The 20083-nt window shown below is 58.9% G+C and carries 16 protein-coding genes and 1 riboswitch; of the genes, 12 read left to right on the top strand and 4 right to left on the bottom strand.

Annotation, left to right across the window (positions count from 1 at the left end):
• Positions 1 to 38: 38 nt before the first annotated feature.
• The 4 genes from leuA to leuD are packed head-to-tail and all read left to right on the top strand — an operon-like array spanning position 39 to position 4720.
• A complete protein-coding gene (gene leuA, locus ACSVHP_RS03920; protein ID WP_234672418.1) occupies positions 39 to 1610 on the top strand; it encodes a 2-isopropylmalate synthase in 1572 nt (523 codons plus the stop codon).
• Positions 1610 to 2701, top strand: a complete 1092-nt coding sequence (leuB, locus tag ACSVHP_RS03915) for a 3-isopropylmalate dehydrogenase (protein ID WP_234672416.1) — start codon at positions 1610 to 1612, stop codon at positions 2699 to 2701. The genes leuA and leuB overlap by 1 nt, the downstream gene beginning before the upstream one ends.
• Positions 2702 to 2703: 2 nt before the next feature.
• Positions 2704 to 4104 carry a 3-isopropylmalate dehydratase large subunit gene (leuC, locus tag ACSVHP_RS03910; RefSeq protein WP_234672414.1) on the top strand — a complete coding sequence of 467 codons (1401 nt, stop codon included), beginning with the start codon at positions 2704 to 2706 and terminating at the stop codon, positions 4102 to 4104.
• Positions 4105 to 4114: 10 nt separating this feature from the next.
• The gene (gene leuD, locus ACSVHP_RS03905) at positions 4115 to 4720 is read left to right on the top strand and encodes a 3-isopropylmalate dehydratase small subunit (protein WP_417315891.1); all 606 of its coding nucleotides are present in this window, start codon (positions 4115 to 4117) and stop codon (positions 4718 to 4720) included.
• A 36-nt stretch (positions 4721 to 4756) separates the two neighbouring features.
• Here leuD and ACSVHP_RS03900 read toward each other — a convergent pair whose 3' ends face one another.
• Both ACSVHP_RS03900 and sgrT read right to left on the bottom strand, forming a co-directional pair.
• Positions 4757 to 5935, bottom strand: a complete 1179-nt coding sequence (locus ACSVHP_RS03900; protein WP_447551045.1) for a sugar efflux transporter — start codon at positions 5933 to 5935, stop codon at positions 4757 to 4759.
• A gap of 119 nt (positions 5936 to 6054) precedes the next feature.
• Positions 6055 to 6207, bottom strand: coding sequence for a glucose uptake inhibitor SgrT (gene sgrT, locus ACSVHP_RS03895; RefSeq protein WP_417315895.1), 153 nt, complete (start codon positions 6205 to 6207; stop codon positions 6055 to 6057).
• An 88-nt stretch (positions 6208 to 6295) separates the two neighbouring features.
• Here sgrT and sgrR point away from each other — a divergent pair, with 88 nt between their 5' ends.
• The 4 genes from sgrR to thiQ all read left to right on the top strand — a co-directional run bounded on the left by sgrR (position 6296) and on the right by thiQ (position 11374).
• Positions 6296 to 7951, top strand: a complete 1656-nt coding sequence (gene sgrR / locus ACSVHP_RS03890; RefSeq protein ID WP_447551044.1) for an HTH-type transcriptional regulator SgrR — start codon at positions 6296 to 6298, stop codon at positions 7949 to 7951.
• A gap of 36 nt (positions 7952 to 7987) precedes the next feature.
• Positions 7988 to 8088: riboswitch (TPP riboswitch) on the top strand.
• A gap of 31 nt (positions 8089 to 8119) precedes the next feature.
• Positions 8120 to 9103: a thiamine ABC transporter substrate binding subunit gene (gene thiB, locus ACSVHP_RS03885; protein ID WP_447551043.1), complete on the top strand. Its 984-nt coding sequence runs from the start codon at positions 8120 to 8122 to the stop codon at positions 9101 to 9103.
• Positions 9079 to 10689: a thiamine/thiamine pyrophosphate ABC transporter permease ThiP gene (gene thiP / locus ACSVHP_RS03880; protein WP_447551042.1), complete on the top strand. Its 1611-nt coding sequence runs from the start codon at positions 9079 to 9081 to the stop codon at positions 10687 to 10689. The genes thiB and thiP overlap by 25 nt, the downstream gene beginning before the upstream one ends.
• Positions 10673 to 11374, top strand: a complete 702-nt coding sequence (gene thiQ / locus ACSVHP_RS03875) for a thiamine ABC transporter ATP-binding protein ThiQ (protein ID WP_447551041.1) — start codon at positions 10673 to 10675, stop codon at positions 11372 to 11374. The genes thiP and thiQ overlap by 17 nt, the downstream gene beginning before the upstream one ends.
• Before the next feature lie 69 nt (positions 11375 to 11443).
• Here the strand turns inward: thiQ and ACSVHP_RS03870 are convergent, their stop codons facing one another.
• Positions 11444 to 12211 (bottom strand): DedA family protein, encoded by a 768-nt coding sequence (locus ACSVHP_RS03870; protein ID WP_417314139.1) that lies wholly within the window; start codon positions 12209 to 12211, stop codon positions 11444 to 11446.
• 127 nt (positions 12212 to 12338) lie between these two features.
• The gene (araC, locus tag ACSVHP_RS03865) at positions 12339 to 13184 is read right to left on the bottom strand and encodes an arabinose operon transcriptional regulator AraC (protein ID WP_234673898.1); all 846 of its coding nucleotides are present in this window, start codon (positions 13182 to 13184) and stop codon (positions 12339 to 12341) included.
• 337 nt (positions 13185 to 13521) lie between these two features.
• Here araC and araB point away from each other — a divergent pair, with 337 nt between their 5' ends.
• The 4 genes from araB to polB all read left to right on the top strand — a co-directional run bounded on the left by araB (position 13522) and on the right by polB (position 20044).
• Positions 13522 to 15231: a ribulokinase gene (gene araB, locus ACSVHP_RS03860; protein WP_447551040.1), complete on the top strand. Its 1710-nt coding sequence runs from the start codon at positions 13522 to 13524 to the stop codon at positions 15229 to 15231.
• Between the two features lie 10 nt (positions 15232 to 15241).
• Positions 15242 to 16744 carry an L-arabinose isomerase gene (gene araA / locus ACSVHP_RS03855; protein WP_417314141.1) on the top strand — a complete coding sequence of 501 codons (1503 nt, stop codon included), beginning with the start codon at positions 15242 to 15244 and terminating at the stop codon, positions 16742 to 16744.
• An 88-nt stretch (positions 16745 to 16832) separates the two neighbouring features.
• The gene (araD, locus tag ACSVHP_RS03850; protein ID WP_447551039.1) at positions 16833 to 17528 is read left to right on the top strand and encodes an L-ribulose-5-phosphate 4-epimerase; all 696 of its coding nucleotides are present in this window, start codon (positions 16833 to 16835) and stop codon (positions 17526 to 17528) included.
• Between the two features lie 158 nt (positions 17529 to 17686).
• The gene (gene polB, locus ACSVHP_RS03845; RefSeq protein ID WP_447551038.1) at positions 17687 to 20044 is read left to right on the top strand and encodes a DNA polymerase II; all 2358 of its coding nucleotides are present in this window, start codon (positions 17687 to 17689) and stop codon (positions 20042 to 20044) included.
• The last annotated feature ends 39 nt before the right edge of the window (positions 20045 to 20083 follow it).

The following is a 20083-nucleotide window of genomic DNA, read 5'->3' as shown; positions in this document are numbered from 1 at the left end:
CGTAGCAAGGCGCCCTAAGACTGACAAGGACCTAACCCATGAGCCAGCAAGTCATTATTTTCGATACCACATTGCGTGACGGTGAACAGGCATTACAGGCAAGCCTGAGCGTTAAAGAAAAACTCCAGATCGCGCTGGCCCTCGAGCGTATGGGCGTTGACGTGATGGAAGTGGGTTTCCCGGTCTCTTCCCCGGGTGATTTTGAATCCGTACAAACTATCGCTCGCGCCGTCAAAAACAGCCGCGTGTGCGGCCTGGCGCGCTGTGTAGAGAAAGATATCGACGTTGCGGCAGAGTCGCTGAAAGTTGCCGAAGCATTCCGTATTCATACTTTTATTGCCACCTCACCGATGCACATCGCCACCAAGTTGCGCAGCACGCTGGACGAGGTGATCGAACGCGCGGTGTATATGGTGAAACGCGCCCGCAACTATACGGACGACGTGGAATTCTCCTGTGAAGATGCGGGCCGCACGCCAATCGAAGATTTAGCGCGCGTCGTCGAAGCGGCAATCAACGCCGGAGCCACAACGATCAATATCCCGGATACCGTTGGCTACACCATGCCGTTTGAGTTCTCCAACATCATTACCGGTCTGTACGACCGCGTCCCTAACATTGATAAAGCGATTATCTCCGTTCATACCCACGACGATTTAGGCCTCGCGGTCGGCAACGCTATCGCCGCCGTCCACGCCGGTGCTCGTCAGGTTGAAGGCGCGATGAACGGTATCGGCGAACGTGCGGGTAACTGTTCGCTGGAAGAGGTGATCATGGCGATCAAGGTGCGTAAAGACATCATGAACGTCAACACGCGCATTAATCACAACGAAATCTGGCGTACCAGCCAGACCGTCAGCCAGATCTGCAACATGCCGATCCCGGCGAACAAAGCGATTGTCGGCACCGGCGCGTTTGCCCACTCCTCCGGCATTCACCAGGACGGCGTGCTGAAGAATCGCGAAAACTACGAAATCATGACCCCGGAATCTATCGGTCTGAACCAGGTGCAGTTGAACCTGACCTCCCGTTCCGGCCGCGCGGCGGTAAAACATCGCATGGAAGAGATGGGCTACAAAGACAGCGACTACAACATGGATCAGCTGTACGACGCGTTCCTGAAGCTGGCCGATAAAAAAGGCCAGGTCTTCGACTACGACCTGGAAGCCCTGGCGTTCATCAACAAGCAGCAGGAAGAGCCAGAGCATTTCCGCCTGGATTACTTCAGCGTTCAGTCCGGCTCCAGCGATATCGCCACGGCGTCCGTCAAGCTGGTGTGTGGTGAAGAGGTGAAAGCCGAAGCCGCCAACGGTAACGGCCCGGTCGATGCCATTTATCAGGCCATTAATCGCGTGACCGATTACGACGTCGAGCTGATTAAGTATGACCTGACCGCCAAAGGCCAGGGCAAGAACGCGCTGGGTCAGGTGGATATCGTGGTCAATTACAACGGCCGCCGCTTCCACGGCGTGGGTCTGGCGACCGACATCGTCGAGTCCTCCGCAAAAGCGATGGTTCACGTGCTGAATAACATCTGGCGCGCCGCCGAAGTCGAAAAAGAGTTGCAACGCAAAGCTCAGAATAAAGAGAACAACAAGGAAACCGTGTAATGTCGAAGAATTACCATATTGCTGTGTTGCCGGGTGACGGAATTGGCCCGGAAGTGATGGCGCAGGCATTGAAAGTACTGGAAGCCGTTCGTACGCGTTTTGCGATGAAAATTACCACCAGCCACTACGACGTTGGCGGGGTCGCGATTGATAACCACGGCACGCCGCTGCCGAAAGCGACCGTTGAAGGCTGCGAAAATGCGGATGCGGTGCTGTTTGGCTCCGTGGGCGGCCCGAAATGGGAACATCTGCCACCGGCAGAGCAGCCAGAGCGCGGCGCGCTGCTGCCGCTGCGTAAGCACTTTAAGCTGTTCAGCAACCTGCGTCCGGCGAAGCTGTATCAGGGCCTGGAAGAGTTCTGCCCGCTGCGCGCCGATATCGCCGCTAACGGCTTCGACATTCTGTGCGTTCGCGAGCTGACCGGCGGCATCTACTTCGGTCAGCCGAAAGGCCGCGAAGGTAGCGGCCAGCATGAAAAAGCGTTTGATACCGAGGTTTATCACCGTTTTGAGATCGAACGCATTGCGCATATCGCCTTTGAGTCCGCGCGCAAACGCCGCCACAAGGTGACCTCGATCGATAAAGCGAACGTGTTGCAGTCCTCGATTTTGTGGCGCGAAATCGTTGGCGAAATCGCCAAACAGTACCCGGACGTAGAGCTGTCGCACATGTATATCGACAACGCGACCATGCAGCTGATTAAAGATCCGTCCCAGTTCGACGTGCTGCTGTGCTCCAACCTGTTCGGCGATATTTTGTCGGACGAGTGCGCGATGATCACCGGCTCCATGGGCATGTTGCCCTCGGCGAGCCTGAACGAAGAAGGCTTCGGTCTGTATGAACCGGCCGGCGGCTCCGCACCGGACATCGCAGGTAAAAACATCGCGAACCCGATTGCGCAGATCCTCTCCCTGGCTCTGCTGCTGCGTTACAGCCTGGATGCGGGCGATGCCGCAACGGCGATTGAAAACGCCATTAACCGTGCGTTAGAAGAAGGCATCCGTACCGGCGATTTAGCGCGCGGCACGGCGGCAGTCAGTACCGATGAAATGGGCGACATCATTGCCCGCTATGTCGCTGAAGGGGTGTAATCATGGCGAAGACGTTATACGAAAAGTTGTTTGATGCGCACGTGGTGTATGAAGCTGCCAATGAAACCCCGCTGCTCTATATCGACCGCCACCTGGTTCACGAAGTCACCTCTCCACAGGCGTTTGACGGCCTGCGCGCGCACAAGCGTCCGGTTCGTCAGCCGGGTAAAACCTTCGCGACCATGGATCACAACGTATCCACCCAAACCAAAGACATTAATGCGTCGGGTGAGATGGCGCGTATCCAGATGCAGGAACTCATCAAGAACTGCAACGAGTTCGGCGTTGAGCTGTATGACCTGAACCACCCGTATCAGGGCATTGTTCACGTCATGGGGCCTGAACAGGGCATTACCCTGCCGGGAATGACCATTGTCTGCGGCGACTCGCACACCGCAACCCACGGCGCATTTGGCGCACTGGCGTTTGGGATTGGCACCTCAGAAGTTGAACACGTTCTGGCTACGCAGACCCTGAAGCAGGGCCGTGCCAAAACCATGAAGATTGAAGTGAAGGGCAAAGCGGCCCCGGGCATTACGGCGAAAGATATCGTGCTGGCGATTATCGGCAAAACCGGTAGCGCGGGCGGTACCGGGCACGTCGTTGAGTTTTGCGGCGACGCGATCCGCGACCTGAGCATGGAAGGCCGTATGACCCTGTGCAACATGGCGATTGAGATGGGTGCAAAAGCGGGCCTGGTTGCGCCTGACGACACCACCTTCAACTACGTGAAGGGCCGTTTGCACGCGCCAAAAGGCCAGGATTTTGCCGATGCCGTCGCGTACTGGAAAACCCTGAGCACCGATGAAGGCGCCGCATTTGATACCGTCGTTACCTTGCAGGCAGAAGAGATCGCCCCGCAGGTGACCTGGGGCACGAACCCGGGTCAGGTCATTTCCGTTAACGACAGCATTCCCGATCCGGCCTCGTTCGCCGATCCGGTTGAACGCGCCAGCGCGGAAAAAGCCTTAGCCTACATGGGGCTGAAGCCGGGCGTGCCGTTGACCGATGTCGCGATTGATAAGGTCTTTATCGGCTCCTGCACTAACTCCCGCATTGAAGATCTGCGTGCCGCCGCGGAAATCGCCAAAGGCCGTAAAGTGGCTCCGGGCGTGCAGGCGCTGGTGGTACCTGGCTCCGGCCCGGTGAAAGCCCAGGCAGAAGCGGAAGGCCTGGATAAGATCTTTATCGAAGCCGGTTTCGAGTGGCGCTTGCCTGGCTGCTCCATGTGCCTGGCGATGAACAATGACCGCCTGAACCCGGGCGAGCGTTGCGCCTCCACCAGTAACCGTAACTTTGAAGGCCGTCAGGGCCGCGGTGGGCGTACCCACCTGGTCAGCCCGGCAATGGCCGCCGCTGCGGCAGTATCCGGCCATTTCGCCGACATTCGCAGCCTGAAATAAGGAGACAATCATGGCAGAGAAATTTACCCAACATACGGGCCTGGTTGTCCCTCTGGACGCGGCCAACGTCGATACCGACGCAATCATTCCTAAGCAGTTTTTACAGAAGGTAACCCGCACCGGTTTTGGCGCGCACCTGTTTAACGACTGGCGTTTTCTGGATGACAAAGGCGAGGTGCCTAATCCCGAGTTCGTGCTGAACTTCCCGGAATTTAAAGGCGCATCGATTCTGCTGGCGCGGGAAAACTTTGGCTGTGGTTCATCGCGTGAACACGCACCGTGGGCGTTGACCGACTACGGCTTTAAGGTGGTTATTGCACCGAGCTTTGCCGATATTTTCTATGGCAACAGCTTTAACAACCAGCTGCTGCCCGTCACGCTCAGTGATGAGCAGGTCGACGAACTGTTCGCCCTGGTTCAGGCCAATCCGGGCATTTCGTTTGAAGTGGATCTGGAAGCCGAAGTCGTCAAAGCCGGAGATAAAAGCTACAGCTTCAGCATTGATGCCTTCCGCCGCCACTGCATGTTGAACGGCCTGGACAGCATTGGCTTGACGTTGCAGCACGAAGAGGCGATTTCCGCCTACGAGAATAAACAGCCTGCGTTTATGGGCTAAATGAAACGGGCCCGCCTGCTGCGGGCCTTTTTTTTATCAGATATCTTTCACACGACACGTCAGCGCCAGCGTCACCAGCGAAATCGCCGCAATCACCCAGTAAACCGACGGGTGCCCGTAACTCTGCGCCAGCGCCCCCTGAATAACCCCCGCCAGAATCACGCCGGTGGAGATACTGTTGGTAAACAGCGTCGTGGCCGATCCGGCGCGTCCGGGCATCAGGTCCTGGAACCAGAGCATCCCGATCCCCGCGACAATCCCGATAAACACGGCATTAAACAGCTGCAACGCCAGCAGCGCCTCGCGTGTATGGAAGAAAATCAGCCCCAGATAGAACAACACTCCAGCCCCCACCGCGACGATCATCATCGCGCGCTTGCCGAAGCGCTTAACGTAATAGCCCGCCAGGATCATCGCCGGGATCTCAAGCCCTGCGGCGGTGCCCATTAAAATACCGGCCAGCTTATCCGGCAGGCCCAGCGTGCTGCTGATCCACAGCGGCATATCAATGATGTACATGGTGTTGCAGGTCCACATCAGCGTGGAGGCGATAAACAACATGCGGACGTTTTTGTCCTTCCAGCCGCTCACCTCGGTTAACGGCTTATCCGTCGTTTGCTCGACCCGCGCCACCGACGGCAGCGCAAACGCTATCAATGCCAGACTGATGACGAAGATCCCCGCCGCGATGCTGAACATCATCGTAAAGCCGTAATTCAGCGCCAGCATAAACGCCAGCGGCGGGCCAATCACCCACGCCAGCGAAAGCTGGGCACGCATCACCGAGCTGAACATCACCACTTCCCGCGCAGAGTTATCCGCGTATTCACGCGCCAGGGCGAAAAGCTGCGGCATGGCGGTATTCGCCAGCGATGCCAGCAGCACGCCGCAGGTAAGCAGCGTCATATAGTGGCGGTTGAAGGCGAATAACAGGGCGTTACCAATTGCCATCGCACAGCAAAAGAGGATCAGTTTGCGGCGATCGCCCTGGCTGTCGGAACGCTTTGCCAGCCACAGGCTAACCAGGATCCCGGCGATGGCGTTGACGGTATAAAACAGGCCGACCCAGAACGGCTGCGCGCCGACCTCACGGCTCAGAAACAGGCTCAGGGTGGGTGCCTGTAGCGCCCCGGCCACGCCCATCATAAAGGCCACCAGCATAAAAGCGGCGTACACGCCGTTCAGGCGGCGACCCATCGTCATCAACCAGAGCATACAAAATCCTTGTGAAAGCCGTTCGATATGGGCAGGAATACTAAACGAAAAAAGCCAGCAAAAACATTTTGCTGGCCGGTGATTAGCACCAATACTCAGTCACACATGATCGAGGCGAGTTAGCGAGAAGAGGTCGGATTCGTAACATCCCACTGCATCAGATCTTCCAGCATTTTCAGCCGCTGCTCAGCAGACTGGCGGGCCAGCCAGGACACTCCCTTTGTCGCTGAAAAATAGCGTTGGTAAAACTGACGTGCGGTTGACCTCTTCATAATTTACCTCCTCGCTTCATCGGGAAGAATTATTGGCCTAATATAGGGATTAATAAATTGCTGATTTTTTGTCAGGAGTTCCTCTTTTATGCCCTCTGGTCGTCTGCAACAACAATTTATCCGCCTCTGGCAGTGCTGCGAAGGGCAGTCGCAGGAAACCACGCTGAACGAGCTGGCCGAGCTGCTGAACTGCTCGCGCCGCCACATGCGCACCCTGCTCAACACCATGCAGCAGCAGGGCTGGCTAAGCTGGGAGGCGGAAGCAGGACGCGGCAAGCGCTCGCGTCTGACCTTCCTCTACACCGGGCTGGCGCTACAGCAGCAGCGGGCGGAAGATCTTCTTGAGCAGGATCGAATCGATCAGCTGGTTCAGCTTGTCGGCGATAAGGCCGCCGTTCGGCAGATGCTGGTGTCGCACCTCGGCAGAAGCTTCCGTCAGGGGCGGCACATCCTGCGGGTTGTCTATTACCGTCCGATGAAAAACCTGTTGCCCGGCAGCGCCTTACGCCGCTCTGAAACCCACATGGCGCGGCAGATCTTCAGCGGGCTGACGCGCATAAATGAGGAAAACGGGGAACTGGAAGCGGATATCGCCCACCACTGGCAGCAAATTTCCCCCCTGCACTGGCGCTTCTTCTTACGCCCCGGCATTCATTTCCATCACGGCCGCGAGCTGGAGATGAGCGACGCGATCGCCACTCTGGAGCGCGCCCGCAGGCTGCCGCTCTATTCGCATATCGTGCGTATCCACTCTCCCACCGCCTGGACGCTGGACATCGAACTGTCGCAGCCGGACAAATGGCTGCCGTGGCTGCTGGGATATGTCCCGTCAATGATTTTGCCTGCCGAATGGCACTCCATGGCCAACTTCGCCAGCGTGCCGATTGGCACCGGGCCCTATTCGGTGGCGCGCAATAACAATAATCAGCTTAAGATCCGCGCGTTCGACGACTACTTTGGTTATCGCGCCCTGATCGACGAAGTTAACGTCTGGGTTCTGCCGGATATCAACGAAGAGCTGAGCGTCGGACTGACGCTTGAAGGACCAACGCGCGGCGAAAAGGCGGTGGAGAGCCGTCTTGAAGAGGGCTGTTACTATCTGCTGTTTGACAGCCGCACCCATCGCGGGGCAAACAGGGAGGTGCGAAAGTGGATAAGCCACATTCTCGCACCGGCAAACCTGATTTATCACGCGGAAGAGCAGTACCAAACCTACTGGTTCCCGGCTTACGGCCTGCTGCCCCGCTGGCACCACGCCCATCCGCAGCAGTGCGAAAAGCCGGCCGGGCTGGAGTCCATCACCCTTAGCTACTACCGCGAACATGTCGAGCACCGTTTTATCGCCAGGATCATGTCCAGACTCCTCGCCGCGGTGGGGGTAACGCTGGAGATCCGGGAGATGGATTACGACGACTGGCACCGTGGCGACGAGGTCAGCGATATCTGGCTGAACAGTGCTAACTTTACCCTGCCGCTCGATTTCTCCCTGTTTTCGCACCTGTATGAAGTGCCGCTCATTCAGCACTGTATTGAACGGGACTGGCAGCAGGATGCCACGCAGTGGCGCGCGGGGGAGATGAACCTGGCCGTGTGGTGCCAGCAGCTGCTGGCGGAACAGTCAATTGTGCCGCTGATCCACCACTGGCTGATGATCCAGGGCCAGCGCAGTATGCGCGGCCTGCGGATGAATACCCTCGGCTGGTTTGATTTTAAATCCGCCTGGTTTGCGCCGCCGGAGCCATAATGCTTTCGCAATATTCACCAAATCATTACAATACTGTCGTTCTCAACGGGGTGCTGCATCACTGATGTGCGCTGAGATAATACCCGTCGAACCTGATCCGGATAACGCCGGCGAAGGGATTTGAGGCTGTCTCTCAAAATCCTTTGCCACTCAACTTTGAGGTGCAAAGTGTTAAAAATAGTTCTTCCCCTGCTGGCGCTGTTTGCGCTGCCTGCTTTTGCGAAACCCGTTCTGACGGTCTACACCTACGACTCCTTTTCTGCCGACTGGGGCCCTGGCCCGGTGGTGAAAAAAGCCTTTGAAGCCGACTGCAACTGCGAGCTGAAGTTCGTGGCGCTGGAAGACGGCGTTTCGCTGCTCAACCGTCTGCGCATGGAAGGCAAAAACAGCAAAGCCGACGTGGTGCTTGGTCTCGATAACAACCTGCTGGATGCGGCCTCGCAGACGAAACTGTTCGCTAAAAGCGGCGTCGCGGCGGATGCCGTTAAGGTGCCCGGCGGCTGGAAGAATGACACCTTCGTGCCGTTCGACTACGGCTACTTTGCGTTTGTTTATGACAAGAACAAGCTGAAAAACCCGCCAAAAAGCCTGAAAGAACTGGTCGAAGGCGAACAGAAGTGGCGCGTCATTTATGAAGATCCGCGCACCAGCACCCCGGGCCTCGGCCTGCTGCTGTGGATGCAAAAAGTGTACGGCGATAAAGCGCCGGAAGCCTGGCAGAAGCTGGCGGCGAAAACCGTCACCGTGACCAAAGGCTGGAGCGAAGCCTACGGCCTGTTCCTCAAAGGGGAGAGCGATCTGGTGCTGAGCTACACCACCTCCCCGGCCTACCACATTATTGCCGAGAAGAAAGATAACTACGCGGCGGCCAATTTCGCGGAAGGTCATTACCTTCAGGTGGAAGTCGCTGCGCGCACCGCCGCCAGCAAACAGCCTGAGCTGGCAGAGAAGTTCCTGAAGTTTATGGTCTCCCCGGCGTTCCAGAACGCTATCCCGACCGGCAACTGGATGTACCCGGTCACCGACGTTGCGCTGCCAGCAGGCTTTGAAAAGCTGACAAAACCGCAGACCTCGCTGGAGTTTACGCCGCAGCAGGTGGCCGCACAGCGCGCCGCATGGGTAAGTGAATGGCAACGCGCCGTCAGCCGCTGATCCCCGGCTGGCTGCTCCCCGGACTGCTCGCCGCCGTTCTGATGGTGGCGGTCAGCCTGGGGGCATTTCTGGCGCTGTGGCTTAACGCGCCGGATAGCGATCTGCTCGCGCTCTGGCACGACAGCTACCTGTGGCACGTGATCCGTTTCTCGTTCTGGCAGGCGTTTCTCTCGGCGCTGCTGTCGGTGGTGCCCGCCATCTTCCTCGCCCGCGCCCTTTACCGCAGACGCTTCCCCGGCAGACAGGCGTTACTGCGCCTGTGCGCCATGACGCTGATCCTCCCGGTGCTGGTGGCGGTGTTCGGTATTTTGAGCGTTTACGGGCGTCAGGGCTGGCTGGCCTCGCTCTTTGCCCTGCTCGGCCTGGAGTGGAATTTCTCTCCCTACGGGCTGAAAGGCATTCTGCTGGCACACGTCTTTTTCAATATGCCGATGGCGACGCGCCTCTTTTTACAGGCGCTGGAAAGCATTCCCGGCGAGCAGCGTCAGCTTGCCGCCCAGCTGGATATGCGCGGCTGGTCGTTCTTCCGCTTCGTTGAATGGCCGTGGCTGCGCCGACAAATTCCCCCGGTCGCCGCGCTGATCTTTATGCTCTGCTTTGCCAGCTTCGCCACCGTGCTCTCTCTCGGCGGCGGGCCGCAGGCGACCACCATCGAGCTGGCTATCTATCAGGCGCTGAGCTACGACTACGATCCGGGCCGCGCGGCGCTGCTGGCGATCGTGCAGATGATCTGCTGCCTGGGTCTGGTGCTGCTGAGCCAGCGCTTAAGCAAAGCGATTCCCGTGGGACATAACCACATTGCGGGCTGGCGCGATCCGCAGGACAGCCTGCACGGTCGGATAAGCGATATCGTTCTGATTACGCTGGCGCTCCTGCTTCTGCTGCCGCCGCTGCTGGCGGTGGTGGTGGATGGGGTGAATCTGAACATGCTTTCGGTGCTGCAACAGCCCGTGCTCTGGCAGGCGACCTTTACCTCGCTGCGCATCGCTCTCGGAGCCGGGGTATTGTGCGTGCTGCTGACCCTGATGCTGCTCTGGAGCAGCCGCGAGCTGTACGCCCGCGAGCAACGCAAAGCCGGGCAGGCTCTGGAACTGACGGGCATGCTGATTCTGGCGATGCCCGGCATCGTGCTGGCAACCGGCTTCTTTTTACTCTTCAACAGCACCGTCGGCCTGCCCGAGCGCGCCGATGGCATTGTGATTTTCACTAACGCCTTAATGGCTATTCCCTACGCGCTCAAGGTGCTCGAAAACCCGATGCGCGACGTGAACAGCCGCTACAGTTTACTGTGCCAGTCGCTGGGCATGCGCGGCTGGCAGCGGCTAAAGGTGGTGGAGCTACGCGCCCTGAAGCGCCCGATTGCGCAGGCGCTGGCCTTCGCCAGCGTGCTGTCGATTGGGGATTTCGGCGTGGTCGCGCTATTTGGCAACGAGGATTTCCGCACGCTGCCCTTCTGGCTTTATCAGCAAATCGGCTCATACCGCAGCCAGGACGGCGCGGTGACGGCCCTACTGCTGCTGCTGCTCTGCTTTGCCCTTTTTACCGTTATCGAAAAACTTCCGGGACGCGATGTTAAAACTGATTGATGTAACCTGGCTCTATCAGCATCTGCCGATGCGTTTCTCCCTTTCCGTGCGTCAGGGCGAAATGATTGCCGTGCTTGGCCCAAGCGGTGCCGGAAAGAGTACGTTGCTCAACCTGATTGCCGGTTTTCTGCAACCGGCGAGCGGCACCCTGACGATCGAGAACCGGGACCATACCCACACGCCGCCCGCGCGTCGCCCGGTGTCGATGCTGTTTCAGGAAAATAACCTGTTTACCCACCTGACCGTGCGGCAAAACATCGCGCTCGGTATGAATCCGGGGATGAAGCTGACCGAGGCCCAGCGCGCGAAGCTGGACACCATCGCGGTGCAGATGGGGTTAACCGACCTTCTCGACCGACTGCCGGGTGCGCTGTCAGGCGGCCAGCGTCAGCGCGTGGCGCTGGCGCGCTGTCTGGTGCGCGAACAGCCGGTGCTGCTGCTGGATGAGCCTTTCTCCGCGCTCGATCCGGCACTGCGTCAGGAGATGCTGGCGCTGGTGAAAGACGTCTGCGAGCGCCAGCGGCTGACCATGCTGATGGTGTCGCACAGCATTGAAGACGCGGCCCGTATCGCCCCGCGATCGGTGGTGATCGCAGAGGGACGTATTGTATGGGATGGGGAAACGGAGGCGCTGCTGAGTGGGAAAGCGGAGGCGTCTGCGCTGTTGGGGATCCGTGCGGGCTGATGCCCTCACCCTGGCCCTCTCCCACGGGGAGAGGGAACTGTTTCAGCGACTCCAGTGTCCGGGAGCCCCCTATCGGCTCACCACCTTCAATAAAATCTCCCCATACACCGGCATCAGCGGATGGCGAATCAGCGCCACCAGCGCCACCACCGCGACGCCCAGCGTCAGCGGGGCAAGCCACAGCAAACGCGCGCGCGGGAGAAAACGCGTCAGACGATCGACGGACGCTTTCGCGCTTCGCCATAGCCGCCAGCACAGCCATGCCGCTATCCACAGCAGTAGCGCGGTTGCCAGCAGCAGCCACTTAAACTCGCCGCTCTGCATTCCGGCAGGAATATCGATAGCCGCGCCCGCGAGGATCCCCGGCAGGAAGTAAAACGGCGGCCAGAAGACGCAGCCGATGATATTGGGAACCACGAATTTCGCGACGGGCAGATCCAGCATCCCCGCCACCATCGGCACCAGCGGACGGGTCGGGCCGACGAAACGCCCCACGAGGATGGTGAACATGCTGTGCTGATGCAGCGCGTGCTCGGTTTTATCCAGCAGCGCTTTGTTCTTTTTCATGAATGACCAGCGGTGCAGCGGCTTTTTAAAGCGCCAGCCCAGCCAGAAGGAGATCCAGTCGCCCAGCAGACAGCCGACGATACCCGCGAGCCACGCCTGCCAGAAATTGACCTCGCCGCTGCCGATCAGCGCGCCAAGCCCCGCCATCATCACGGTGCCGGGTAAAATCAGTCCGACAAGCGCCAGCGATTCAAGAAACGCCACCAGCGCCACGGCGATGAGCGAGTACATAACGGACTGGGTAATAAAGTGTTCCAGCAATGCCTGCATAACTATTCCGGTCAGAAAACGAAGCTGGGATTCTGCTAACAGGCCCTCACCGCGTCAAGGCAACAATTGTCTGAATAGTTTACTGGCAGTTATACGACTTCACCTGCCGGATCGTCTGATTTTACGTTTATTCACACCCGGCGCGGAATTCGCTCGGGCTGGCGCCGGTGCATTTCTTAAACACCCGCGAGAAATAGAGCTGATCTTCAAACCCCACGTTGCGCCCGACGGTGGCAATCGGCATTCGGGTGGTGCTGAGCAGCAGTTTTGCCTGGCTGATTCGTTGATCTTCGCGCCAGCTCAGCACGCTCACCCCCAGTTGCTGGCGGAACAGGTGCGACAGGCGGGACGGCGACAGGCACACGTGCTGGGCGACGCTGGCGATATCAAACTGGCTGTCCGCCAGATGATCGCTGATGTACTGGCAGGCGTCGCGCACGCGGTTGTCCAGCGGCGGGTTCAGCGATTCGTTGATCGCCTCCATGCGCCGCAGCAGCACCTGCTCGAGCAGATTGATGGCCAGGTGCTCGGCGTAGCGCCCTCCCGCCTGCCCCGCCTCGATAATCTGCGCAAAAAGCTCGCGAAACAGCGCCTGATGCCCGTCGTCAGGACGGTAAAAACCGGTATGGGCAAATATCGCGGGCCACGACAGCCACTCCTGCCAGTAGGCGCGCGGGCGGAAGTAGACCCACTGGTGATACCACTCTTTGGCATCCGGATGGCGGCCGTAGTGGTGAATTTCGCCCGGCGGGAACAGCAGCATGTCGCCGGGCCGGCAGATAAACTGCTGGTCACCGTTCTTGATTACCCCCTCGCCCCGCACGGTGAGGTTGAGAATAAACCCTTTCATTCCCAGCGGTCGGTCAACGTAAAAATCGAGATACCCCTCCGCCTCGATAGGGGTCAATCCCGCCACCAGATGGGCGTTAAACGAGTAGCCCGGCAGCAGGGGATCGCTTTGCGTTTCGGCCATAGATTCAGTACTCCCGGCAGTCTTAAAGGAAACCAATTGTCCATATCGATAAAAGCAGTATAAAAACGGGCTGCGAGAAGATCTAAAAAGCATCACGCCGCTTTTACGTCCGCTCAATTTCTGCTTTTGCCCCTGATTTCTCCGTCGACGCGCGCGGATAAGCAGTAACAAAAGTGTCTATAAGTGCGGCAGAAATGTCCACATTGAATATTTGCACGGCGTCACACTTTCAATCGCAACAGCAATTTAGTCCATAAGATTAGCGGATCCTGCCTGACGATTTTTTCCCTCACTCTCTAATGTTCTTCCATACCTGTTTTTTTGATGGAGCAATACCATGGCAATTGCGATTGGCCTCGATTTTGGCAGCGACTCGGTTCGCGCGCTGGCAGTGGACTGTACGACCGGCCAGGAGATAGCGACCAGCGTGGAGTACTATCCGCGCTGGCAGGAGGGGCGCTACTGCGATGCGCCAAACAACCAGTTCCGTCACCATCCGCGTGACTACATCGAATCCATGGAAGCGGCGATCAAAACCGTGCTTGCCGATCTGAGCGACGCCCAGCGCGCGCAGGTGGTGGGTATTGGCGTGGACAGCACCGGTTCAACCCCTGCCCCGGTGGATGCCGAAGGCCGCGTGCTGGCGCTGCGTCCTGAGTTTGCCGACAACCCGAACGCCATGTTCGTACTGTGGAAAGACCATACCGCCGTGGAAGAGGCCGAGGCCATCACCCGCTTGTGCCATGAGTCCGGCAAAACCGACTACTCGCGCTACATCGGCGGCATTTATTCCAGCGAATGGTTCTGGGCGAAAATTTTGCACGTCACCCGTGCCGATCGTGCCGTGGCGCAGGCGGCCGCTTCGTGGATTGAGCTGTGCGACTGGGTGCCCGCCCTGCTCTCCGGCACCACCCGTCCTCAAGATATCCGCCGTGGACGCTGTAGCGCCGGGCATAAATCCCTGTGGCATGAAAGCTGGGGCGGCCTGCCTCCGGCCGCGTTCTTTGACGAACTCGATCCCATCATCAATAAGAGCCTGAAATACCCGCTGTTTACCGACACCTTCACCGCCGATATTCCGGTGGGTACGCTCTGCGACGAGTGGGCGAAACGCCTCGGCCTGCCGCACAACGTGGCGATCTCCGGCGGCGCGTTTGACTGCCATATGGGCGCGGTGGGCGCCGGGGCGCAGCCCAACACGCTGGTGAAAGTCATCGGCACCTCGACCTGCGACATCCTGACGGCGGATAAAGCCAGCGTGGGCGACCGCGCGGTGAAAGGTATCTGCGGCCAGGTTGACGGCAGCGTGGTGCCGGAGTTTATCGGGCTGGAGGCCGGGCAATCGGCATTCGGCGATATCTATGCCTGGTTTGGTCGCGTGCTCGGCTGGCCGCTGGACCAGCTGGCGGCGGCGCATCCTGAACTGAAAACGCAGGTTGCTGAGAGCAAAAAGCAGCTGCTGCCGCAGCTTACCGAGGCCTGGGCAAAAAATCCGTCTCTCGATCACCTGCCGGTGGTGCTCGACTGGTTTAACGGTCGCCGCACGCCGTTCGCCAACCAGCGCCTGAAAGGGGTAATCACCGACCTCAACCTGGCGACCGACGCGCCCGCGCTGTTCGGCGGCCTGATTGCCGCCACCGCCTTTGGTGCGCGCGCCATTATGGAGTGCTTCACCGAACAGGGCATCGACGTTAACAACGTGATGGCGCTGGGCGGTATCGCCCGTAAAAATCCGGTGATCATGCAGGCCTGCTGTGACGTGCTGAACCGTCCGCTTCAGATTGTGGCCTCCGATCAGTGCTGTGCCCTGGGCGCGGCCATTTTCGCCGCCGTCGCCGCAGGCGTTCACGCGGATATCCCGACCGCACAGCAGCATATGGCGAGCGCCGTCGAAAGCACCCTTCAGCCTCGCGCCCAGCAGGCGCAACGCTTTGAACATCTCTATCAGCGCTACCAGCAATGGGCGAAAAGCGCCGAACTTCACTATCTCCCTGTCGCAGCCCCGGCTAAACACACCGCGGACACCACGGCAACCCTGACACATTAAGGACACGATAATGACCATTTTTAATAATTATGAAGTGTGGTTTGTCATTGGCAGCCAGCATCTGTACGGGCCGGAAGCCCTGCAACAGGTGACGAAACATGCTGAACACGTTGTTAATGCGCTGAATGCAGAAGCCAAACTGCCGTGCAAGCTGGTGCTGAAACCGCTCGGCACGACGCCGGATGAGATCACCCATATCTGCCGCGACGCGAACTACGACGACAAATGCGCCGGGCTGGTGGTGTGGCTGCATACCTTCTCGCCAGCCAAAATGTGGATCAACGGCCTGTCGATCCTCAACAAGCCGCTGCTCCAGTTCCACACCCAGTTCAACGCCTCCCTGCCGTGGGACAGCATCGATATGGACTTTATGAACCTGAACCAGACCGCGCACGGCGGCCGCGAGTTCGGCTTCATCGGCGCGCGTATGCGTCAGCAGCATGCGGTGGTGACCGGCCACTGGCAGGATCGACACGCGCAGGGCCGTATCGGCTCCTGGATGCGCCAGGCGGTCTCTAAACAGGATACCCGTCATCTGAAAGTGGTGCGTTTTGGCGACAACATGCGCGAAGTGGCGGTGACCGACGGCGATAAAGTCGCCGCGCAGATCAAGTTCGGCTTCTCGGTAAATACCTGGGCGGTGGGCGATCTGGTTCAGGTGGTCAACGAGATTAGCGACGGCGACGTGAGCGCGCTGGTAGATGAATACGAAAGCAGCTACCGCCTGACCGCAGCGGCGCAGATCCACGGCGATAAGCGCCAGAACGTGCTGGATGCCGCGCGCATCGAGCTTGGCATGAAACGCTTCCTGGAACAGGGCGGCTTCCACGCCTTCACCACCACCTTTGAAGATCTGCACGGCCTGAAGCAGCTGCCTGGCCTGGCAGTACAACGTCTGATGCAGCAAGGCTACGGCTTTGCGGGCGAAGGCGACTGGAAAACTGCCGCTCTGCTTCGCATCATGAAGGTGATGTCGACCGGTCTACAGGGCGGCACCTCCTTTATGGAGGACTACACCTACCACTTCGAGAATGGCAACGATCTGGTGCTCGGCTCGCACATGCTGGAAGTGTGTCCTTCTATTGCGGTGGAAGAGAAACCGATCCTCGACGTGCAGCACCTCGGCATTGGCGGCAAAGCGGATCCGGCGCGTCTGATCTTCAACACCCGCACCGGTCCGGCGATTAACGCCAGCCTGATCGACCTGGGCGATCGTTTCCGCCTGCTGGTGAACTGCGTGGATGCGGTAGAAACCCCGCACGACCTGCCAAATCTCCCGGTGGCCAACGCCCTGTGGAAAGCCCAGCCGGATCTGCCAACCGCCTCCGAAGCCTGGATCGTGGCCGGCGGCGCGCACCACACCGTCTTCAGCCACGCGCTGGATCTGAACGACATGCGTCAGTTCGCCGAGCTGCACGACATTGAGCTGACCGTCATCGATAACGACACCCGCCTGCCAGCCTTCAAAGACGCGCTGCGCTGGAACGAAGTCTATTACGGTTCAAAACGCTAAAGCACGGAATGCCCGGTGGCGCTGCGTTTACCGGGCCTACGGGTCTGTAGGCCTGCTAAGCAAGGTGCCATCCGGCATGGAGAGAACAATGTTAGAAGATCTCAAACGTCAGGTACTTGAAGCGAACCTGGCGCTGCCGAAACACAATCTTGTGACCCTCACCTGGGGCAACGTCAGCGCCGTTGACCGCGAAAAAGGCGTGTTCGTGATTAAGCCTTCCGGAGTGGATTACACGGTGATGACCGCCGAAGATATGGTGGTGGTGAGCATCGAAACCGGCGACGTGGTGGAAGGCACCAAAAAGCCCTCCTCCGATACGCCGACCCATCGCCTGCTCTACCGGTCATTCCCGTCCATCGGCGGCATCGTCCACACCCATTCGCGCCACGCCACCATCTGGGCGCAGGCGGGCCAGTCTATCCCGGCGACCGGCACCACCCATGCGGACTACTTTTACGGCACCATCCCCTGCACGCGCCTGATGACCGATGCGGAGATTAACGGCGAGTACGAATGGGAAACCGGAAACGTGATTGTCGAAACCTTCGAAAAACAGGGGATCGACGCGGCGCAAATGCCGGGCGTATTGGTTCACTCCCACGGCCCGTTTGCCTGGGGCAAAAACGCGGAAGACGCGGTGCATAACGCCATCGTGCTTGAGGAGGTCGCCTATATGGGGATCTTCTGCCGCCAGCTCGCGCCACAGCTGCCGGATATGCAGCAAACCCTGCTGGATAAGCATTATCTGCGCAAGCACGGGGCGAAGGCGTATTACGGGCAGTAAGATATCGCCCGGTGGCGCTACGCTTATGAGGCCTGCGAAACCTGTAGGCCGGATAAGCGCAGCGTCATCCGGCAAAAAAACACACCTGTATAAAAACCCAGCAAAATCCCCTTTACCAGGCTATAATTACGCCTGGTTTTTTATGACAGGTACACAGCGTGACGCAGGCGCAAGAAGGCTTTTTACTGACCCGGCACTGGCGGGACACTCCTCAGGGGACAGAAGTTGAGTTCTGGCTGGCGACCGACAACGGCCCGCTGAACGTCACGCTGCCGCCGCAGGAGTCCGTGGCCTTTATCCCGGAAACGCACGTCGAGAAGGTAAAACAGCTGCTGCGCGGCGAGAACGGCTGGCGCATTACGCCCCTTGAGCTGAAAGACTTCCACCGCCAGCCGGTTTACGGCCTGTACTGCCGCGCTCACCGCCAGCTGATGCGCTATGAAAAACTGCTGCGCGAAGCGGGCGTGACCTTATACGAAGCCGACGTTCGCCCGCCCGAACGTTTTCTGATGGAGCGTTTTATCACCGCGCCGGTCTGGGTTGATGGCACCGCGCAGGGCGACAGGCTGGTGAACGCGCGACTGAAACCCAATCCCCACTACCGTCCGCCGCTCAAATGGGTATCGCTGGATATCGAAACCACCCGCCACGGGGAGCTTTACTGCATCGGCCTTGAAGGCTGCGGGCAGCGGGTAGTCTATATGCTCGGGCCGCCAAACGGCGATGCGTCAACGCTCGATTTTCATCTGGAGTACGTTAACAGCCGCCCGCAGCTGCTGGAAAAGCTCAATCAGTGGTTTGCTGAACACGATCCCGATGTGCTGATCGGCTGGAACGTGGTGCAGTTTGACCTGCGCGTGCTGCAAAAACATGCCGAACGCTACCGCATTCCGCTGGTGCTCGGGCGCGGTAACGCTGAACTCGAATGGCGCGAGCACGGTTTTAAAAATGGCGTCTTCTTCGCGCAGGCCAACGGGCGGTTGATTATCGACGGCATCGAGGCGCTGAAATCGGCGTTCTGGAACTTTTCGTCCTTCTCGCTGGAGGCGGTCTCGCGAGAGCTGCTCGGCGAGGGCAAATCCATCGACAATCCGTGGGACAGGATGGACGAAATTGACCGCCGCTTTAACGAAGACAAACCGGCGCTGGCGACCTATAACCTGAAAGATTGCGAGCTGGTGACGCAGATTTTCCACAAAACCGACATCATGCCGTTTCTGCTGGAGCGCGCCACGGTAAACGGCCTGGCGGTTGACCGTCACGGCGGTTCGGTGGCGGCATTTAGCCATCTTTATTTTCCGCGTATGCACCGGGCGGGATACGTGGCGCCAAACCTCGGCGAAGTCCCGCCGCAGGCCAGCCCCGGCGGGTACGTGATGGATTCTCGCCCCGGTCTGTACGATTCCGTGCTGGTGCTGGACTACAAAAGCCTCTACCCGTCGATTATCCGCACCTTCCTGATCGACCCGGTGGGCCTGGTGGAAGGCATGGCGCAGCCGGACGATGCCCACAGCACCGAAGGGTTTCTCGGGGCGCGTTTCTCGCGTGAAAAGCACTGCCTGCCTGACATCGTCGGGCAGATCTGGCACGGGCGCGACGAGGCCAAGCGTCAGGGCAATAAGCCGCTCTCTCAGGCGCTGAAAATCATCATGAACGCCTTTTACGGCGTGCTCGGCACCAGCGCCTGCCGCTTCTTCGACCCGCGTCTGGCGTCATCTATTACCATGCGCGGACATGAGATCATGCGCCAGACCAAAGCGCTGATTGAGTCCCGGGGCTATGACGTCATTTATGGCGATACCGACTCTACCTTCGTGTGGCTCAAAGAGGCGCACAGCGAAGAGGACGCCGCCCGCATTGGCAGAGAGCTGGTTGTGTTTGTTAACGACTGGTGGCAAACCCATTTGCAAAATGAGCGCTTAACCAGCGCCCTGGAGCTGGAGTTTGAAACCCATTTTGCCCGCTTTTTGATGCCCACCATTCGCGGAACGGATCAGGGCAGCAAGAAGCGCTATGCAGGGTTGATTCAGGAAGGCGACGCCCAGCGCATGGTGTTCAAGGGCCTGGAAACGGTGCGCACCGACTGGACTCCGCTGGCGCAGCAGTTCCAGCAAACGCTCTATCTGCGGGTGTTTCGCAATGAGCCCTATCAGGACTACGTGCGCGAAACTATCGCGCAGCTGATGGCGGGCGAGCTGGACGATCAATTAGTCTACCGCAAGCGCCTGCGCCGCCCGCTGGCGGAGTATCAGCGCAACGTCCCGCCCCACGTGCGGGCAGCGCGTCTGGCGGACGAAGAGAACGTGCGACGAGGCCGCGCGCCGCAGTATCAAAATCGGGGCACCATTAAATATCTCTGGACCACTAACGGCCCGGAACCGCTGGATTATCGGCAATCGCCCCTTGACTATGACCATTATCTGACGCGTCAGCTTCAGCCCGTCGCGGATGGAATTTTGCCTTTCATTGACGACGACTTTGCTACACTAGTGACAGGGCAACTGGGGCTATTTTGACGCGTGACGAAACCGTTGCCATCCAGTACCATAGCGCCC

The organism is Enterobacter sp. 186315 (assembly GCF_053290175.1).
This window is presented reverse-complemented; position numbering and strand designations above follow the sequence as displayed.